The organism is Fangia hongkongensis FSC776 = DSM 21703, from assembly GCF_000379445.1.
GTDB lineage: Bacteria > Pseudomonadota > Gammaproteobacteria > Francisellales > Francisellaceae > Fangia > Fangia hongkongensis.
In genome coordinates, this window is record NZ_KB902260.1 from 1 (window position 1) to 19,030 (window position 19,030).

12 protein-coding genes and 1 pseudogene are annotated in these 19,030 nt (G+C 39.9%); 3 read left to right on the forward strand and 10 right to left on the reverse strand.

Going from position 1 to position 19,030, the window contains the following annotated elements; translation table 11 throughout:
• The first annotated feature begins 273 nt into the window (after positions 1–273).
• A complete protein-coding gene (locus A37Q_RS0108200) occupies positions 274–1,116 on the forward strand; it encodes a P-loop NTPase fold protein (RefSeq protein WP_154648655.1) in 843 nt (280 codons plus the stop codon).
• Positions 1,117–1,127: 11 nt separating this feature from the next.
• Here the strand turns inward: A37Q_RS0108200 and traI are convergent, their stop codons facing one another.
• The 4 genes from traI to traD form a co-directional block, all read right to left on the reverse strand.
• Positions 1,128–7,499, reverse strand: a complete 6,372-nt coding sequence (gene traI, locus A37Q_RS0108205) for a conjugative transfer relaxase/helicase TraI (RefSeq protein WP_018299795.1) — start codon at positions 7,497–7,499, stop codon at positions 1,128–1,130.
• Between the two features lie 339 nt (positions 7,500–7,838).
• The gene (locus A37Q_RS0108215; protein WP_018299797.1) at positions 7,839–8,624 is read right to left on the reverse strand and encodes a complement resistance protein TraT; all 786 of its coding nucleotides are present in this window, start codon (positions 8,622–8,624) and stop codon (positions 7,839–7,841) included.
• Positions 8,625–8,653: 29 nt separating this feature from the next.
• On the reverse strand, positions 8,654–8,923 hold the full coding sequence (locus tag A37Q_RS0108220; RefSeq protein ID WP_154648656.1) for a hypothetical protein: 270 nt from the start codon (positions 8,921–8,923) through the stop codon (positions 8,654–8,656).
• Positions 8,924–8,960: 37 nt separating this feature from the next.
• Positions 8,961–11,348, reverse strand: a complete 2,388-nt coding sequence (traD, locus tag A37Q_RS15020; RefSeq protein ID WP_018299799.1) for a type IV conjugative transfer system coupling protein TraD — start codon at positions 11,346–11,348, stop codon at positions 8,961–8,963.
• Between the two features lie 50 nt (positions 11,349–11,398).
• On the opposite strand from traD, the gene A37Q_RS0108230 reads away from it, so the two are divergent.
• On the forward strand, positions 11,399–11,863 hold the full coding sequence (locus A37Q_RS0108230) for a hypothetical protein (protein ID WP_018299800.1): 465 nt from the start codon (positions 11,399–11,401) through the stop codon (positions 11,861–11,863).
• A gap of 7 nt (positions 11,864–11,870) precedes the next feature.
• Here the strand turns inward: A37Q_RS0108230 and A37Q_RS0108235 are convergent, their stop codons facing one another.
• The 6 genes and pseudogenes from A37Q_RS0108235 to traN all read right to left on the reverse strand — a co-directional run.
• Positions 11,871–14,798, reverse strand: a complete 2,928-nt coding sequence (locus A37Q_RS0108235; protein WP_018299801.1) for a conjugal transfer protein TraG N-terminal domain-containing protein — start codon at positions 14,796–14,798, stop codon at positions 11,871–11,873.
• A gap of 14 nt (positions 14,799–14,812) precedes the next feature.
• A complete protein-coding gene (locus A37Q_RS0108240) occupies positions 14,813–16,252 on the reverse strand; it encodes a conjugal transfer protein TraH (protein ID WP_083907025.1) in 1,440 nt (479 codons plus the stop codon).
• On the reverse strand, positions 16,249–16,896 hold the full coding sequence (gene traF / locus A37Q_RS15890; protein WP_018299803.1) for a conjugal transfer protein TraF: 648 nt from the start codon (positions 16,894–16,896) through the stop codon (positions 16,249–16,251). The genes A37Q_RS0108240 and traF (A37Q_RS15890) overlap by 4 nt, the downstream gene beginning before the upstream one ends.
• A complete protein-coding gene (gene traF, locus A37Q_RS0108250) occupies positions 16,889–17,785 on the reverse strand; it encodes a conjugal transfer protein TraF (RefSeq protein ID WP_205617788.1) in 897 nt (298 codons plus the stop codon). The genes traF (A37Q_RS15890) and traF (A37Q_RS0108250) overlap by 8 nt, the downstream gene beginning before the upstream one ends.
• Positions 17,785–18,108 (reverse strand): hypothetical protein, encoded by a 324-nt coding sequence (locus A37Q_RS0108255; RefSeq protein WP_018299805.1) that lies wholly within the window; start codon positions 18,106–18,108, stop codon positions 17,785–17,787. Before A37Q_RS0108255 ends, traF (A37Q_RS0108250) begins: the two co-directional genes overlap by 1 nt.
• Positions 18,105–18,761, reverse strand: a pseudogene (gene traN, locus A37Q_RS15030) (conjugal transfer protein TraN); the annotation flags it as partial. The pseudogene traN and the gene A37Q_RS0108255, both read right to left, overlap by 4 nt.
• Positions 18,762–18,827: 66 nt before the next feature.
• On the opposite strand from traN, the gene A37Q_RS0108265 reads away from it, so the two are divergent.
• A partial coding sequence (locus tag A37Q_RS0108265) for a transposase (RefSeq protein ID WP_018299690.1) occupies positions 18,828–19,030 on the forward strand: 203 nt, incomplete at its 3' end.

A 19,030-nucleotide genomic window follows, 5' to 3' on the forward strand; every position in this document is an offset into this window, starting at 1 on the left:
CGCAATTTTCTCAAGGGTGAGCTTGGAGATAAGATTAATGCAATCTCAGCGGGAATGGGAATGAATCTTAAGCATGTGATGAGGTTATTGACACCTGTTTAGACATACCTGACACAGATTAAATGAGTCACTCTGGTAGATGGGTTGGGTATTTGTGTCCTGCATGTCACTGTTTGATTTATTTTTATCCAGAAGAAGCTGGCTCAACTCAATTAGGGCATATCTTTGAGTTTTGAAATAAAGTTCAGTGAACAATAAACACACAAAAACAATGTGAAAAGCTACTTTTTCAGGGGCGACGAATTAGATAGATGCAAACCAAGCTATGCACTTTCTATGCTGGAAGTTATTAAGCATATATTTAATATTGAGGGCATATATATAGTTCTTGTTACTAACATTAAGCAACTGAAAAGTTCAGTTAAACATGCTTATGGCAGTCGAATTAACGCAGATAAATATCTTGAAAAGTTCTCAAATTTTACCATTACATTGCCTTATGATATAAAAAAATCTTCACAAAATAGCTGGAATATTAGCTCAAATTCATCTTTTATATTGTTTGATAATCTCATGAAGAATAGTAATTTAATTAATGAGATATCTTTTCAACTTCGACAAGGTAACGAGTATATTTTGATACCAGAATTCATCAAAAATCAACATGAGTCATTAAGAGGTATCGAAAGATTAATCAGGCATATCGAAATTTATTTGGTTATAGATAATAGCAATAACACAGGAATAAATTTTGATAGGTTTAACGATATAAAGAAAATGATGACAATATTTGGTATTTTGGTATGTGCATTTGATACTAATTTGTCTAGTAAGATCGAACGTGATTCAGCGACAACTGACGATATATATGATTTCCTTGGTTTCAACAATGAGGTGTCATTTAACTCCTTTATTTCAAGTCATTATTCGCGACATGATTATTTGTTGTTTTCACTCTTAAAAAGAAACCTATCAGGAAATACAGACATCATTCCAGATGATATAAGTCAGTATATGTCGCCTCACTACGGAATAGGTTTTGATATTAATAACAAAATCTTTTTCACAGATATAAAAGCTGCTATTAGTGTTTTTAGAGGGATGTCATTATCATAATATTGAACTTGTTAAATCGATATTTCAATATTTAACTGCTTATCAATTTCCCGATTATCAGGTAGTTTAATATCGCCTTTATCGATACTTTTTTCGTATGATTTTGCATATTGATCCAGTGGATTTTCAGCATTAGCAATAAGCTCAGCGCTGATCTTTCTTAAGTCGTCTAACGGACTTCCTTGTGGGTCGGCTTTATCTAATTTATAGGCTCTCTCCTCAATATATTTATCTGCAATTTGTTGGCTAATGTCTTGATCTTGAATGCCCATACTCTGTGTTATATCATGAATTATTTTACTGCGTATTGCCTCAGTTCCTTCTGATTTGAGCATATCATTAAAGTCGGTTTTTACTTCATTAGGCATGCTGACAATAACATTTTTCCCTGCCTCTTTAAGCTTGGTAATGGTGCTTTTGAGTGCCTTTAAGCTATCTGCATTCTTACCATCATTATCAAAACAAATAACCACATTATCATTGATCACATCAGGATTAATATTGCCCATATTGCTGGCGCCTGATATGGCAATAATGTGATTATCTTTACCTAATGACTCAGCGATTGAAAGACTGGTTTCAATGCCCTCTGCTATATAGGTAATGCCCGTATTGTGTTGTGGTTTGTATAGTTCAATACCAAACCCTTTTTTATTACCATATGACCTTTTTTGCATATTAAGATCAGCTTTTACTGGGTTATTCTTGTCTAAGAAAATGACCTCTACGCCCTTAAATTCGCCTTTGTCATCACGGAAAACGCCAACCAATGCAGGGTGCTGCTGCTGATCCTCTGGTGAGAAAACGCCTTTGTGGTAATAAAGATTGTCCGCATTGTAGTGCGTTTTGATTTCACGCGTTTCTTTTAAGTAGCGCTCTGCTACTGTGCCTTTGATTGGTTTTAATCCGTTATATATTTTCTGTGCATAAGGGAATGTCTTTGCCACTTCAGGTGTTTTAGGTTTAATGGGTTGAGTCACTGGGGAATCAATATCGCGTGGACTCACATTGACTATATTTGCTGCGAATTCTAAAGCACTGACAAAATCCATGCCCTTTTCACGCATAATGAGTGTTAACAGTGTGCCATGATCTTTTTTATCTCCTGACCAGTCTCGCCAATGTCCTCTAAAATCACCGCTCATGGTGACTTTTAATGATCCCTTGTTGCTGCCAAAAGCCCATGTTTTATGATCTGAATAGGTTGGGTTTTTCTCACCCAGCAACATGGTCAGGATATTTTCTGCATTGGCATTGAGTGCTTGCTCGACCTCATGCTTATCTAATCGTTGTTTTGATTGGTACTGATTGCTGGGTTTTAATTTCTGTGATGAAGTGATCTTGGCTTTTGCCTTTTCTGGCGATGTTTGCGCTTTAGATTGATCTTCATTTTCTTTGCTTTGTTTACCTTCTCTATTGTCATCTATTTGATCATGCTTTTGATCAGGTTCTTGTGATTTAATATTGGTGTCAAACAGTATGCGATCCCCTGTTTTAGATAAATCACTTTTGTCGCTGATATAGGCACGCACTGTTTCTAAGGCGCTGTATTTAGCGCCATCATTGTTAAACATTTTTAAAAGTAGTGTTTTATCTTCTGTTGTATAAAGACGGTAATGATCTGTAGCCCTTGAGCTGTCAACATACCAGCGCATAAGGTTTGCCAAAGGACTTTTAGGATCACCAATATCAATGGTAAATTTTCGTGTTGCCCCTTGGACATTGTTGGCGGTTTTAACATAGGCGTAATCCCAGTGGCAGTCTTTCATTTCTTTGCCATCAAAAGTGATTTGCTTTTGTCCATTACTGACAGTAAAGCTTTTGCTGTCAGTGTGTGTTACTGTGAATTCATCATTTGTTTGAAAGCCTTTGGATTTATTAGTGATGCGCATCATGATTTTTTCACCTGCGGCAATGGGCATGGTTGATGATACAAACAAGCCGACTGTCTTTGGATTGATTTTGTGCGTATCAATAACTTTTAAGCTGTCATCTTTAACATTCCTGAGTGTCACTATGTGACTGTCTTTTATGACGTTGTCAACCGTGTAATATTGATCTTGCCCTAACTTAACAATGCGATCCCCACCGACATAACTGCTGATATTACGCTTTTGTGTTTCGGTGATATTTAAACCACGCAAGCGGGTGAAGTTGTGGCTTTTTTTTGCCAGTGTACTATCAGCTTTTAAACCATCGCGAATATAGCGTGTTGCTTGGTCGCGTGTTTCATGAGAGTAGGCAGTTACTAATGTATTTTCGCGTGTCTCAGGCGTACGTGATAAATAATCATAAGCAACGGCTTTGATCATTTTGTTATGTGCTATTTCAGTATTGAGTTTTTTATCCGTTGACAGTCCCTCTCCTTTCTCAGCCGTTGATATGACGTTTTGATTGAGATACGCTTCAAAGTCTTTTGATTTTAATACCTTTTGATAGACAGAACGGTTGTTGACGTATTGAATGCGCTGACTGCCCTGCTGTTTTTTCATTGCCTCTAGCGATGGTTTGAGCCGACCTCTAGCCATATGCTTAACCGCTTCATGCAGGCTTTTATCACCCTGCACGACTTCATTTTGTGCATTTTTGATTTCTTTTTGACGCACAATATCTTTCATATGGGCGGTTTTAATGTTGCCCGTTTGTTGCAGCATCTCAACAGGTTTTCCCTGACCCATTGAACCAATCTGTTTAACATCGCCTAAAGCGGCAGCTTTTAATTTGTGTTGGTTGATGAATTTAACAAATTGCAGCATATCCTGATTGGATACCATCGAATACTCATCCAGTAAAAAGACAGTGTTTTGATATTTTTCCATTTCTTTAGATGATGCCTTAAGCACATCTTGTAACAGTGACTGAGAGGTTTGTGATTTAATCCCCTTTGCTTCAAGCTCATGTACTGCCTGCCAGCTTGGTGCTAAGCCTAAAAACCGAAGATTGCTGGTTGCTTGCCCACTACTGTTTTCCAGTGATTGTTGCATGTTTTTAATATCCTGAGCGCATTCAAGCATGGTGGACTTACCAACCCCCGCATAACCATTAATACTGACAATGCGATCTTCTGTTGTCAAAATTAAGCTAACGGCTTCTTTTTGCCCTCGTGTTAAATGGCTTTGCTGTAGAAAGCTATTTGCCTTTTTGCTATCCATTAATGGTTTGATTTGACCTTGAGAATTTCTTACTTCTTGAATGATCGATTTTTCACACTCATAGGCTTCTTTTGTGACCCAACGTGTACCATCGCCATATTCAGCACTTAAAATATCGCCCTTTTCCTTAAGCTCACTTAGCTTGTGTTCAACATCCTCAGCAGTAACCACTTGATTGTATTCTTTAAGTGCATGGAAAATCGCTGTTTTAACCATGTCCTGATGTCTGAACGCTGCTTCTTTATCCGATAAATGAGAAACAGCAAAATCAACGGCACGATTGATGATTTTTTCCTGCGTCATGTTGATTTTGTCGCTATAGTCATCACGCAATGATGCCACCGCCCGATTAATGTCATGACTCAATTTATCACCAATCATGTTTTCTTTAGCTGTATTGGTTACGGTGCGATCTAATGTGGTTGAACTATTATCTGGGGTGTTGGTTGTATTTGATTCGCTTGGAGCATTGTTGTGATGATCATAATTTAAGACACTGCGAATACTGTTAGGGCGAATAGCGGATTTATCTAATCCTGTTTTGAGTGCGTCATAGTGGTTGCTGTAAATGTGTAAATTATTTCGTGTTTTTTCTGTGAGACTCTCTAGTACTTCTTTTGATGCCATATAACTAGGTAGCGAGACCATCACGTTATGTGCTTTGTCTTTTTCCGTTTCTAAGAGTGAGTTAAGCTTATGTGCATAATCATAGCGAATATTATGCGTTGCCAATTCAGATAACCGCATTGTGATGGGTTTTGAGTTTTTGTCATCCTCAGCGGTCAACGTAACTTTTGCCTGTTCTTTATTGTCCCTTACAGGGTGAAATTCACTGACCGTAAAACTACCAAATAGTGCCTTGCCTGTATAACCTTTTCCTTGCTGAGTTGGTGCAATAAATAGTTTGTCACCCTCTGCCACAGGAATAACTTTCTGATCATATACTTGAATATGCGGGGCATTACTTCTTGTTGCCAGCGTGAATGAAGCAGCAGATGACGATTGAGTATCAGCATCTTTTCCATCCACTGATGTAAAGTGATTAAGAATCTTACCTACTAAAGAGTTGTTTTGATGTTCCACCTCTTTCAAAGTCAATTGATTTTTATGTATATCAATATCGGTAATTCTGGCAACTTTTGCTGCTTCATTAGGGCGTGATAATTTAATTACTTGACCTAGTTTATAAGACTCTGCGGTGCGCTTTTCTGCATCAGTTAAAAAGTACGGGGATAGATGTGACACTTCCTGCTCAATACGACTTAAGCGGCCATCATTTTTCATGGCTTCACGGATTGCTAGATTGAATCCTGCAACCTCACGCATGTTTCCACCCAGAACGCGAGTCGTTTGCTGCTCATCTGGAGATAAAGCAACATACTGTTTGGCGATTTGCGCAATACGCTCCTGGTTGTCTTTGATTTCATGGAGATTGACATTTGTCTCAACAATGCCCTGATGGTGAAACTGAACCTCAGTGACATTGCCCTGCTTGATTGTATCCATCACGTGACCTTTGATGCGCTGATCACTACTGGAGCCATTGACTAAAACAATTTTAGCTTGTTGAGCGGCTGCTTTTTCAATTAAAGCTTGCGCATCATTAAAACTTAAGCGCTGTGCCTGATCGATAATCACTACCTGATTTTTAAAGTTAACGCTGTCTTTTTGCGCATAATGTGTCGTATGCAGGCGATTGACCTTAAATAAATCTTTAAACCAATTAAATGTACTGTTTTCAGCATGTGTTCTTTTGATGGTATTTAGCTCAGACAAATAACTATGATTCGGAGCAATCATTGTCACCTGTTTACCCGCACCCTCAGCGGTAACAAGTAATGATTCTAACAGAGGGATACGATCCCCTTTAACATTAATCACATTGGTTTGTTTGCCACTTTCTAAAATATCGGTAATCGATTTTTTGTTATCGTCACTGATATTCAAGGCGCTCATTTTTTCAGGATTCACTTCACACGACATGTATTTGAATTTCTGGCTGACGGTATCCAGCAGCTTTTTTTCTTGCGCTAATGATAAAACACTGGCAATTTGGTCATTAGGGCAAGATACGGCATAGCCTGATTGCAGCATGTGTTTTAAGGCTTTGTCTAAATCATTGACATCCAATAAGTTGTTACCCATAAATTTATTTAAAGCAGTTTCAATAAGACGTTCATAACGAAAAGTGCTTTGTACTTCACCCAAATGCTTCATTGCTTCGGTTAAGGCTTGTATTGCTTGTTGTTGTAAGCTTGCTTGTGATGGGTTTATCTCAGCAGCATGCTTGGCTGAATTATCTTTGAGTTGGTCAGGATGAAAATTAGCATCATAATCTTTAGCTTCCTGTTGCCAGTTAGCCATTAACTCATCAATGCTTTTAGCTGATTTTGGGCTACGTGTTGCCAATGTCACCACATCCATGCCCGCATGTGTTTTAATGCCTAGCTCTTGCGCTTTTTTAACGATATCCTCACGCCTTTTTGAAAAGCCTTGAATTAACTCTTTAGAAAAACCTTTGATATTTATCAGTCCATTCTCCATTGACTCCACATCAAAGCCCATCGACTGAATTTCTTTACCATAAAATGACTGATACATCGCGGTGTAATATTTCTGATCATGAAAAACACGCTCAGCCATGCCATTAATGACGCCATGCTTTTGAATCATGGTCGATGCCATTGCTCGCAATGTACCGTCTTTATCGGCACTCATATTGGGCACCAATAAATGGGTATGCACTTGCGGATCATCTTCTCTTGAGGTGGCATGACGAATAGCTGCAATACACATGTTGCCCGTGTTTTCAAACACTTGCCCATCTTCTGTTGAAATACGCACCTGTGCGGTATGTTTTTCAATAGCTTCCGCCACTTTAGCAATGGCTCTGTCGTGAGCTTCAATAAAGCGATAATCACCATAAATATATGCCATCAATGAAGCGCTTTTGGGCGCTGAAAAAGTAAAATCCCAACCTGTGCGATGTCCACGCCCATGATCTGATACTTTTTGCCCGCCATCAGGTGATTCGCCTGACAGAATCTTTGTCAGCGTTTCAACATCAACGGCTTTGCCTGCCAATCCAAACTGCTCAGCCAGTTTACCCATCCAAAGCGCACTATTTTCCAGCCCCTTTTCTTTTTCGGATAGATAATAGTTTTTTTCGTCTTTGGTATAATACTCGGCGGCGCCTTTCGCCGATTGCTTAATTGCTGAAATGGATATCATTGTATTCCCCCCTGATATGAAATTTGTGTTTGTTATTTATATAAATGAGACTCTGTCACTTTTTATTTCTGATTTTTTCGTGTCTTAATCTATCCTTAAGTTTTAATGTGCTATCCTTTGTATTAGATGTGACAGGCGGCTTACCCCCTCCCTTCTCTACTTCCTCATTGCCCCTGTCACATACCCTTTTAAATCTCAATAATACTTTTTCCTTATTTTGAACATTAACCACCCAACCCAACTCATTGAGGCAAATTCTAGGTATTTTTAGATATCTCTTTAGTAATAAAAGTTAGGTAGTGTGTCTGAACTAACGGTATCTCAAATAATCACAGTGTGCTATGCGCCAAAAATGCCCGCAATTTCTTTAGTTGTTTCGCTAATTAGTGTTGGCTTTGCATCCTCGAAATCTAAATTGACTTGATCAGCAATGCTTGCAATTCTTGCCCTATAGCGTAACCAATTGGTTTTTTGATGATAGGTTTGCGTTGTTGCTGTCGAGCTGCCTTGTGCCAAGCTTGCTTTGGTTGTCTGGGTCACCTCTCCATTCACTCTCACTGATACTTGAATGTCAGTGATCATCGAATAGGTAACATCCTTGACCATTTGATCTGCAAGCCAACCAATTGCCCCCGTTGCCGCACCAACACCCATGCCCGCTGCAACACTATCTGTGGCTAAACCTGTGGCAACACCCGCAAAACCACCCAAAATAGCATTACCAAATCCACTATTCATTGATTGCCATACTGACTGTTGATTCGGCGCTTTACCCACTTGAAGGACATTTACTTGTACCATGTCATGCGCCTGATCTACATCATTTACAACTTTCCAGCCCTGACCCTTTAAACACGCAATAAGCGCATCTTTTAAATTAACATCTTGTCCTGATGTGTCTCTCACCTGAACATAGATGGTCTTATCTTTCTGGCTGACAGGATCAAGGAAAATAGTTTGACTCATTTTCGACTCAGTTTCTAAATTGCGATGTTGAATTGCCGTGCCAATTGCTGTACATCCTGCTAATTGACTGCCCATGAATGCAGCGCATCCTACTATGGCTAATTGGCGTATTAGCTTAGACTTTTTTGTTGAGCCTTGCGTGTTAGTTTGTGTTATCATTCCCTATTTTCTCCTTTGGTTTACAGGTTTTAATAATCGCCATAATCATGAGACGCCTGTGCGTCCTCTTCTTCTTGTGCCTTTGCATGCCTAATTTCTTCATTTAAATCAACAAATTCATCAACACTCAGACAATCATATTCGCTTTCATATGTTGGCTGATATTTGATGTTATACTGCTCGTTTAATTCATGGACTAAATAGCTATTTATCTCATCTAACTTTTTATTGTCCTTCATCAATTGTTGATTTTTCTGTTTTAGCTGTTTGATATATGAAAAGCTTTGTATCTTTCTCATTTTCATGCGCCTATCCCCCTTTACTTATCTCATGCATTTATCCAAGCAAATCATCAAAATAATTTTCATCGAGTTCAGTTAATTGACTGACCTCATTTGCTTTATTCTGATCAATCACTTGTTCCTGGTTCTGTGAACTACCCGCATCCCTTTTATTTTCTTGGCTGCCTTGGGGTGTGAGTTTTGCTATGTTGCCCTTTTTATCTTTTTTATGATGTTTGTCATCATGTGCCGCTATCGCATTCCTAGCATCAACAAATGTTAGTGATTCACCACTGCCATCACTTGATCCATTTGCATCCCCTTCTGTCTTGTCTCTCTTATTTTTTCTGCTTTTCTTATCTTTTATGACATTACTATCTGCCGTATTGGCTTGATTGTTTTCGATAGATGAATCTTCTGCTGAGTTATCGTTATCTATGCTATTAGCATTCAATCCATCACTATCGATGCTTAATGCGCTTTCCTGTATCTTCTGGGCTTTGCGAGCTAGCTTTTGACGATCAAAGGTTTCAAGGGCATTGATATGACGATCAACATCACCTTTTAAATCATCATGACTATCGCTTAATACACTGTTAAGATTATTTAGTGTGTCCTGATCCAATGCTTTGAGATTGCCATACATCGCGTCCCCCGCTAATAAATCAATTTTTTGCATTTTGCTCATTGACTCTTGTGACATATCTCGCGACATAAATCCTTTGACTTGCAATGGAAGTTGATCAATTTCAAGCTCAAGTTTAGTGACAGGATAAGACCCACCTATGCGTAAATAGCATTGGCGCTTATCTAACTGCATAATTTGCGCAGGGCTTACAAGCCTTCTGGTAACGGATTGAGTACCCATTGAAACACCATCACGAATAGTATTAGCCCCAATAGAATATTGCTCAGTTGAGCGCTCAATTTCCTGCTCCCCTAGTTCTTTGGAGGATATTTCCGCCATCTGTGAAGAGGGTGAGCGAAAGAAAAAGCGAGTATTCAATAAGTCAAAAATAGTTTCAGCATAATCGGTGCCATAGGTTTTACGTAGCTGCGCATATGACTGCAAACCAATCACGAAGCAACCGCCAAACTTTCTGACCTCTGCAATCGTCTCAGGTAAATTCGGAATAGCATGTAAAGAGGGTGCCTCATCAATAATAAACCAAATACGTCTATGCTCATCAGGCTCCATTTCGAGTAAAGCTAATGAGGCAATCGTGAGCCACACAGAAATGAGTGGACGCATTGATGCATGCTGTCTGGTATTAGAGGTTAAAAATAACCACGAGCCACAATTAGCTGCTTCATCATGAATCCAATTGCGAATAGAAAAGGCTTGGGTATTTTTTTCTTCAATATCAGCTAAGAATCGCAATGACTTCACATACGTTGCCAAAATAGACTTAATGGAAATTGCCGTTTTCTGTGCTTTGGTACTGACCAAAGTTGCCGAATCCGTGCCTTCTAGGTAGCTAGATATATCTTCAAGTGTTGAGGTTAAAAGCATTGATAATAGCTTGTATGTTGAGCGTGATTTATCTGCCTGCATCTTGCTTGCGGTAGAAACAAAAATACTTCTAGCAGCATTAACCCAAAAAGGATCAGCCTGTCCATGCATTGGGATTAACGCATCGGCAATATTCTGATAGTCCGTAATATCTTCACAATCTGCCCATGTGTTCCATGCGACACTTCTTTGATCAAATGGATTCAATAAATGATCAACCCCTTCCCGATAAAAAAATGGTGTAAGAGAGCAGCCTTTATCATAAATAACCGCTCGATCTCCCTGCTGGCGCACGTAACTTAAAAACTTCATCAACAAGACTGTCTTTCCCATCCCTGTGGTGCCATCAATTAAGGTTTGGTATAGCTCAAAATTTTTGGGTAATACACGATAGCGATCAATTGTCATTGGTGATTGATCTTGGTTTTTTAAAAGCGCCTTAGCTAAAACCTTAGGAGCGTCCAACTCCATACCGCGATCAAATTTATCGGTTGTACGATCTTTGCCAACTTTGCGCAAACCAATGGTTGCCAAATAAGTGCATAACACCGACAGAAAAACACCAACGACCGCAAAAGTCACAATCAACCACCAAAAGCTGGCAACCTCTTCTTTAAACCACAGGTCATTAACGACACTGCTGGCATTTTGTGATCCCCAGTTACCCCGATACCACACCCAAATTAATGACTGTCCACGATGAAAAGCCGTTAACGCATGTGCTTTATAAAAACCAAATACGGCTGTGATCATTGTTTTGTTCATTGTCAGCACAAAGCCGATCACCATTACCAGCACAAAAATCGCAATGCCAATCTTCAAAACCTTGCCACTGGCTTGCGATAACATCCGCAAATTATGAAAGGTAATCTGCGCTCCACGGGTGAAGTGCGCCTGTTTGTTTTTCTTTGTTAAATTTTTACCAGACATGCTATAATACCTATTGACAGTGGGAGTTAGAACGTGAAGGAGAAATAACGATGGATGCACAAACTAAAGCCAAATTTCGAAAGCTGATTCGCGAAGATGTAGACTTTGCCCAAAAAGTCTTTAAAGACAAGGATTTGTACCAAGCAATATATGGTGATGATCCTGCTAATACCACAGCAGATGTAAGTAATAACTGGCAGACTGACCCTAAGTATTTGAAAGATACAAAAGGATTGTTTGCGCCTATGCTTAATTCACTAAACAAAGAAGCAAAGCCATATGCTATTGCAAGCTTAGTTTTCACAGCTTTATTTTTCTTATGTGTGATTAGTGCATTTTTTGTTTTTCCTAACAAACCAAGCGACTCAATGACAGGTCTAGTTTTCCTTTTTGTTGCTGGAGCAATATCTATCATATTGGCTTCAATTCTAGGGCAGATCGCTAGCAATAAGGAGGTTGTTCCGATGTATCGTGCTTTTAAAAAACAGTGGTTAAAACAATTTAGTAGCAAATAACTTCGCATCATTTATCTCCCTTATTACTGCCAAATAAATTACTCCACGCTTCTTTTGTAATTTTGCCATTTTCTTCAGCAGCATTTGAATTAAGTTGATTCATATCTAACTCACTGGCTGATTGATTAGCGCTTGGCATGTTCTTAAGTACCTCGCTTTGCGGTAATACGCCATCTTGCTGTAATGCATCTTTGATCGATTGATTACGTGCATGTGCAGATGCTTTGAGTCCTGCGCCTTTGTTGTTAACCTGTGATGCACCAGAATCAAGTGATTGCTGAGATTGAGCGACTTGCTGATCATAGGTGTTTTGATCAAACTTAATGCCTTTATCACTGGCTTTTTCATATAATGCAGAACCACCTTGCGCATGATTATCTTTGAACGTATCTGTGTGATACGCCGCATTGCCATTCGTGTTTTGCGCACTAAAATCAAGGTTTGATTTATTTTGCGCATTTGCGTTGTCGATCTGATTGCTACCAAATGTATTTGCCCCGATACCGAACTCTTTATTGAAATCAGCGACCTTCTTATTCACAAAGTCTTGTTGAGTTGACTGATGAATCGCTGCATTTGCAGGAGAGCTGTCATTTAATATATCTGCATAATGCTGCGGGAAACGATCTTTGAGCATATTCACATAATCAAAGTTGGCATTTTCATTAATAGAAGCACTATTGGTTTTTGCTTGCGACAATGCCGCTGATAGACTTTTTTCACGCGCTTCATCTGCACTAACCTGACGTGAATAATCCTGTGTCTGACGATAGTCATCACTAAAGTTATGTAGTACAGCACCTGTTCTTGAGCTACTATCTGTTACTGTGCTATTAGTAGCAATACTGGTCATGGTATTCATACTGTCTGAGTAAGACTTCATTAATGACTCTGCTTCTTGTAACTGTTTTGAATTCATATCGACATCTGAGTGTGATGATTCACCGGTAATTCCGCCGCCAAAATCAGCGGAGACATTCCCTGAAGCAGGGCTAATAAGCTTAGCAAGAAATGGAAGCCCAACCTCGGTATGTAAATTACCTTTGGCATAAGCGCTTTTTAGAACCTTAGAGGCTTCATCATGCGACATCCCTGTATTCTTCATCACCTGATCAACCACATTCTGGTTTTCTTGGTATGCTTTAGTGAAAGCCGCCTGCTGTGATTCACTCATTTGAATACCTTGCGTCTGGCCATGAGAAATATTATCTCCCAACTGATACAAGTCATTCGTGGTTCTGGCACTTGACATACCTAAGCTATTTCGATCAGAAAGCGTTGCTTTGTGTGCATCTGCTAATGAGTGTTGTAGACTGTCACTAATGCTTTGCGAGACATTAATGCCCGAGCGCAGATTCGAGTTGGGTTGATCAACACTAATTTGACCATTGGCAAACTGTGTCACGGTTGCCCCATCGCCACGTTGATAGCTGGCAGAGTTAAAGCGATCCACTGGCGCAAGGTCGTGCTTATTCGCTGTGATTGAATCCCACGTGTGATTACCAACTTGGGATGAGTTCAAACTTAATGAGCCATCTGTCCATTGATGCGCTGTGGAAGATACTCCACTGTTGGCTAACGCGCCTAAACGCTCAGACATACTCACCATGCCTTGCGCAAGCCCTCTGACGATAATGTAGGTTAAAAAAGTCGTTAAAGACATCAAATAACCTGCGATCGATGCCATCTGTGTGTGTTTTGCTGCAATGGGATTAATATTCGATAAAGTAATTCCCTTATAAATAGAGCCATAGGTATTGCCACTGCTAGCAAGCTCAGAGAGCATTAAGTAATGCAATACTGTATAGGTCACAGGTAGTGAGCATAAGAAAATCAACCCAACGATATATTCCTTAAGCACCTTTAAGCCCATATCTGGGATAAATGAAAAAATGACAAAAAACGGAAACATTGCCAATAAAAAGGTAAACAGAATGCTTTGCATTTCAGGCAAATTCACCTCTGCCAACTGCCCCATGGTGAGATAGCTTGCTGTTTCCTGTTTCTGTGCTTGAGAAACAGCATAGTTCAATGCAGCACCAGCATCACTTTCAGCCGCAGCCGCTTTAAGCCCTTGCTTGAGTGAATTAACTGCCATATTCTGCACTAAATCCTGTTGTGCCGAATTGGACATGCCAAACATATAGTTGTAAGTATTACTAACCAGTGTCTTAATATTATCTTGTAATTGCTGACGATTGGGATAGTAGGTCTTACCCAAAAACGTTAAACTTTCATTTGCTTGGGCTTCAAATTTCGCTTTAAGCTGAGGCAGTGCCTGCTGGCAAGTATTGAAATTACTATCAATATAGATGCCTCTTAAAGGCGATGGATTATGATTCGCTAAAAAACTAAATATATCAGGGGCATTTGCCAGTTGGCTCATCGTATATTTATTTGGATTAACGCGCGCTAAAGCAATGTCAGGCAAAATACATTGCGCTGTGTAACGATCCCATAGTGCCATTGTATTCGCATCAGGCATTTGCGCCTGTAAAGTTGTTTGCACCAGTTGAGAGCCAAATAAAAACCCTGTTTTAGTATATTCCTGATCCTTTGGTGCATGATAAACATCACTAATGAATTGCGATAAACCGTAGCTGATCGTGGATAACTCACTCGCAATCACACCTAAAGCTAAAGGCACATTGTCAACCTGCTGAAAGCTCGTGTTATCTGATAAATCAATCACCATTACATCAGTCTTTGGCACAATACAAAGCGCCATTACAACAACATAGGTGACTGCCCAATTAAACATGATTTGGTAATTGCCTGTTGCGAGCATTTTCATCGCCAATAAGACAATCCCCACCAACCCAAAAATACTAATTAGTTCAAGATAGTTATTATCTCCTGCAAACATTGCAACGGCATTGAGCATATCGGCAGTGCTGTGCGCCCCTGCAAAAACATAAATAGGTATAGCTGCCATCTTCTTAATCCTTCCTACTGATTATTGGTGTTAAACATCATGTTTTGCTGGGTTTGTGCTGCTAGTTGCCCCTGCCCCATCTTCTCTAAGGTGATGGTTTTAGAAAGTAACGCTTCTTGAGTTTGAATTTCTTGATAGCTTTGCAGTGACATTGTTCTGACTTTGGTTTCAGCTAGGGCAATGCTATCTTCAATGGTTTTCTTAGCGGCATCGGTTGCCTGAGACATCGCAACAGCAGTCTGAACCTGATCCAGTGCCTGCTGTAAGAAGTTACTTAGCAAAGACTGTGCAATAATCTCAGCATAGGTATTTAAATCATTCATATCGACAATACCTGCCTGATACTCATCTTGAATCATCTTCAATACAGGCATCCCCGCAAGACCAATAAAGCTTTGTTCTTCAGCGGTTAATGCCGTATCATTGAGTGCAGTTTGCTTTAACTGATTAAGGTATTTGGTCACCTGAACGACCAAACCACTAGAAGCAGGAATATTAATCGGCGTTGCCCCTTGAGAGGGTGTTCTAATATGCAAACAATCATGCATATCATCGCATACATACACAGGCACTTTACCACCATATAACAGCGCTTGAATCATGGATTCACTAACCATTGTACTATAAGGATACGCGCTGCCATTTTGATCAAAGACAACAGTACCTGATATTGACATATACGCCTCGCGTAACTCATCGTCGTGCGCTAAAAAGTCATACCCTTCTAAAAGCTGCCAAACAACATTGGTGTTTTTCATAACACGTTTTTTGGTATCAGCATTATTTTTGGCATTGTTTAAGCCATCTTCACCTTGACCACCTGCGCCACACCCTTGGCGTGATGCCGCCCAGTCAGCAAACATATTGCCCTTACCCGAATTGGCTTCCTGACAAATTTGGCGTTGTGCAGCCGTATTTTTCGGCCACATCCCGCCAACTAAGCTCTGTGCCATCTGACATGAGCTGAAATTTAAGTTGTTAATGTCGTTAGCCCATTTTGTGAGCTTCTCCATTTCCCTCTGCAAGGTCGGTGATACACTTTGCATTGCCAGATCAATTGCCACAGGAATGGCATCTTGCAAAATCTCCTGACCAAATTGCACCAGCTTTTGAGAGTTAATAAAAGAAAATGCCCCCATATAGGCATCAATGCCACCACAGCCTGCCTTAAGGCTTGGCAGATGAATCCCAATCGGCTGAATGGTGCGATCTTTAGCGCGAACCATTAACGAGCCACCATTTAAATAACCTGCTTGCTGTCCTTGATACACACTGGGAGTTGTGGTGTTTGAAGAGTACCCTACTGAATTAAAATAACTGTCTAACTCACCATTTAATCCTGCAAAAGCTTGATGTGACAAACTCATCACAATGCCAATCATAGCAGTTAATCTCATTACCCATTGTTTAGCATAATATGTATATCGTCTGAATAACAATAATAGCTTCATCATAACCCATACCTCTGAATCGTATTTTTAAGCTGTAACATTCTGTTTTTTAAAATGACATAAGGCATCTCACCAAGGCTAATAGGGATACCTGTTAGCGTATGTTTGTTCACCATAAAAAGTGCAGGATAATGTATTTTGTCATTACCAAAGTAGTCGTGAATTGTTTTTTGACTTGGGAATAAGGGGTCTGGATAGCTCGGCAAACCAGCGCCATCTAAAGTGTAGTCATAAACCTTAAAGTGATAGGTAACAGAAAAACGTTTCAATACTGGCATAAAGCGCTTACAGTGAGGGCAGGTTGAAGAGAAAAAAACGACCAGCACCCATTGCTGCTCAATGGGATAAAAAGGATTGCTTTGCGCATTTTTCTCTTGATTGTCTCTCGCTATGCTAAATGAATTATGGCTTGACGTATTAACGCTGCTTGCTAATTCACCTTGCATCACTTGATTACTTTGCTGATTGTTAGCCTGTTTCTCTGCGATAATCTTTGCCATCAAATCAGCAGGGTGTTGCGCAAAACTGATCTGACATAAAGTGATTAACATCAGTAAAGACAATGCACAAACAGGCAGCGATTGGGCTGCTTTTTTCAATAAGCTCAAAGGGATTAAAAAATAGGTTGTGGTTATTGTTCTAATCATTGAAAACATCCTCTGTGCTGTAGTTTGTACCAATCATATAAAGCATCTCTAACAACTCATTCGTTGAAATATAGCCATAAGCAACAGGCTGCGCGGTACCTGCAACAGGATTCACCAATACAATGGCAGGGAAAACCGTGACACCGAGCTTATGCGCAAGGTTAAGGTTACTTGCAGGGTGATTGCTGTTATCTTTGATGGCAGATAGCGTCTGGTTGGTTAATGGCATCCCTCTGAATGTAAAACCATAATCTGTGGCAAACTCAGCAATGCTTGGTGCTAACGATTCCGCATTTTGGTCGGCTGCATCATAAAAAAACAGCATTGCATGGGTTTTTGCTATCTCACGCGCCATTTGCTTTTGCTTATCTAAATGACGAATGTTGGCAATCTGTCTGGCATTGGACTCCGTTGGGTTGCTTGCTCGATAGGATAACTCAGGATGTGTTAATAACATCTTCACACGTGCCAAAGCTGCACGTTGCCCCATCTTCTCAACAGCAATAATCGATTTCTGCCATGCTATCGTATTATCCTGTGTAGGGTTTAATAAATAACGATTCTGAATTTCCGCAAAGCTTTTTCGTAAATCTTCCATCGCCGTGGTATAAGGGTAAGGATCAGTTTTTTTACGATTGCTTTTGTCATTGCCACTATGTACCTTTTCAATGACTGCCTTAAGCGCAGGATCAGGGATGATTTCTGAGTAGAACTGCCAGCCTTGATTATTATGACCCTCTTGAATAATGACCTCTTTCGCCACGGCAGGCTTGCTGATCACAATACATATCGTCAAAGCAATCAATAAACCCATCACATAAGCAATCAAATGGTATGTCAATTGCCTGTTTTTTGTTTTACCCATTTTTTGGGCATTTTTGATGATCATCATACTCCCCCGCCATGCTTTTGATTCGATTGAGTGAGCTTGTCTTTTTTATTCCTTCTGCCTGCTCGATGTGTCGATTGCTGAAATGAATTGGACTGCTGTGATTTCCACGTCTTTATTCTGCTGTAGATGCTAATAAGCAGCGTATAAACCAAAAAGATCACAACACAAACAACCATTAAGCCACTGGACTCAGTGCCTCTCACTGGTGCATTAAATGGCATCTCACCACCTGTCTTACCGCTATGACTCAATCGCTGATGATTGGCAGTTACAGCATCATTGGGCGCATCTAAGCCAATATTTTGATCAACAACACTCATTTGATGACCCCGCCTGATTGCTCATGCTCTTTTAGATAATCCACTTTGTTTTTGGTATCTTCAGTTGACTGACCTGCTTGTGGCAGATTCATATTATTGATGATGTCTTGAGAGATGTTAGAGAAGTCAATTTTATTAAAATCAATCTTCTGCAACTCATCTGGTGTGACACCCAAACATTGCGTTGATTTGGGATCACCAAAATTGTGATGTAGCTGACCAATAACGCCTTGTTTTATAATGTCAACCACTAACAAGCTATCATAAGTACACGACACATATGCATGTGAAGTGCACACACCTAAATGCTTATTAGAACAATAACTGCCGACATCTACCGTCCAGCCTTTACGCTTTAAATCTGCTAAGTGTTTTTCATCATCGGAGCATTTAAGCACTTTTTCAGCCCAACCATCTAAACTGCAACAATCATAAGCATCAGCAATCGCTTTGTGACAAGACATCGGTTTGCCTTGAAATATTTGCATCGTATCTTTATTGAAATGATCCGCGGCAGCTTGTGCGGCTGCCATCGTTGCGGCGGCTTGACCGAAATCCTGCCCTGTTGAATGGGTCGGTTTTGCATTATAGCAATCACCATCCATACAAAATTTTGGTGTGCCACAACTAAGTGGTTTTTGATCACAATGTTTGGAGTGGTTACACTTTTACGGACAGCTAATTACGTAGTAACCTGTTAAAAAAGTTAGGACTGTCCAATGAACAAACAACCATACGACACATACACAGAAGAGTTTAAGAAATCATCAGTTGATTTAGCCTTAGAGAATGATCAACCTTATGCACAAACAGCCAGAGAGTTGGGCGTGAAGCCAAGTACTTTTTATACCTGGATTGAGCGTTACTCACCAAGTAAAGAAGGCGGCTCAGATAATATGGAAGGCGAGCTTAAAAAGCTACG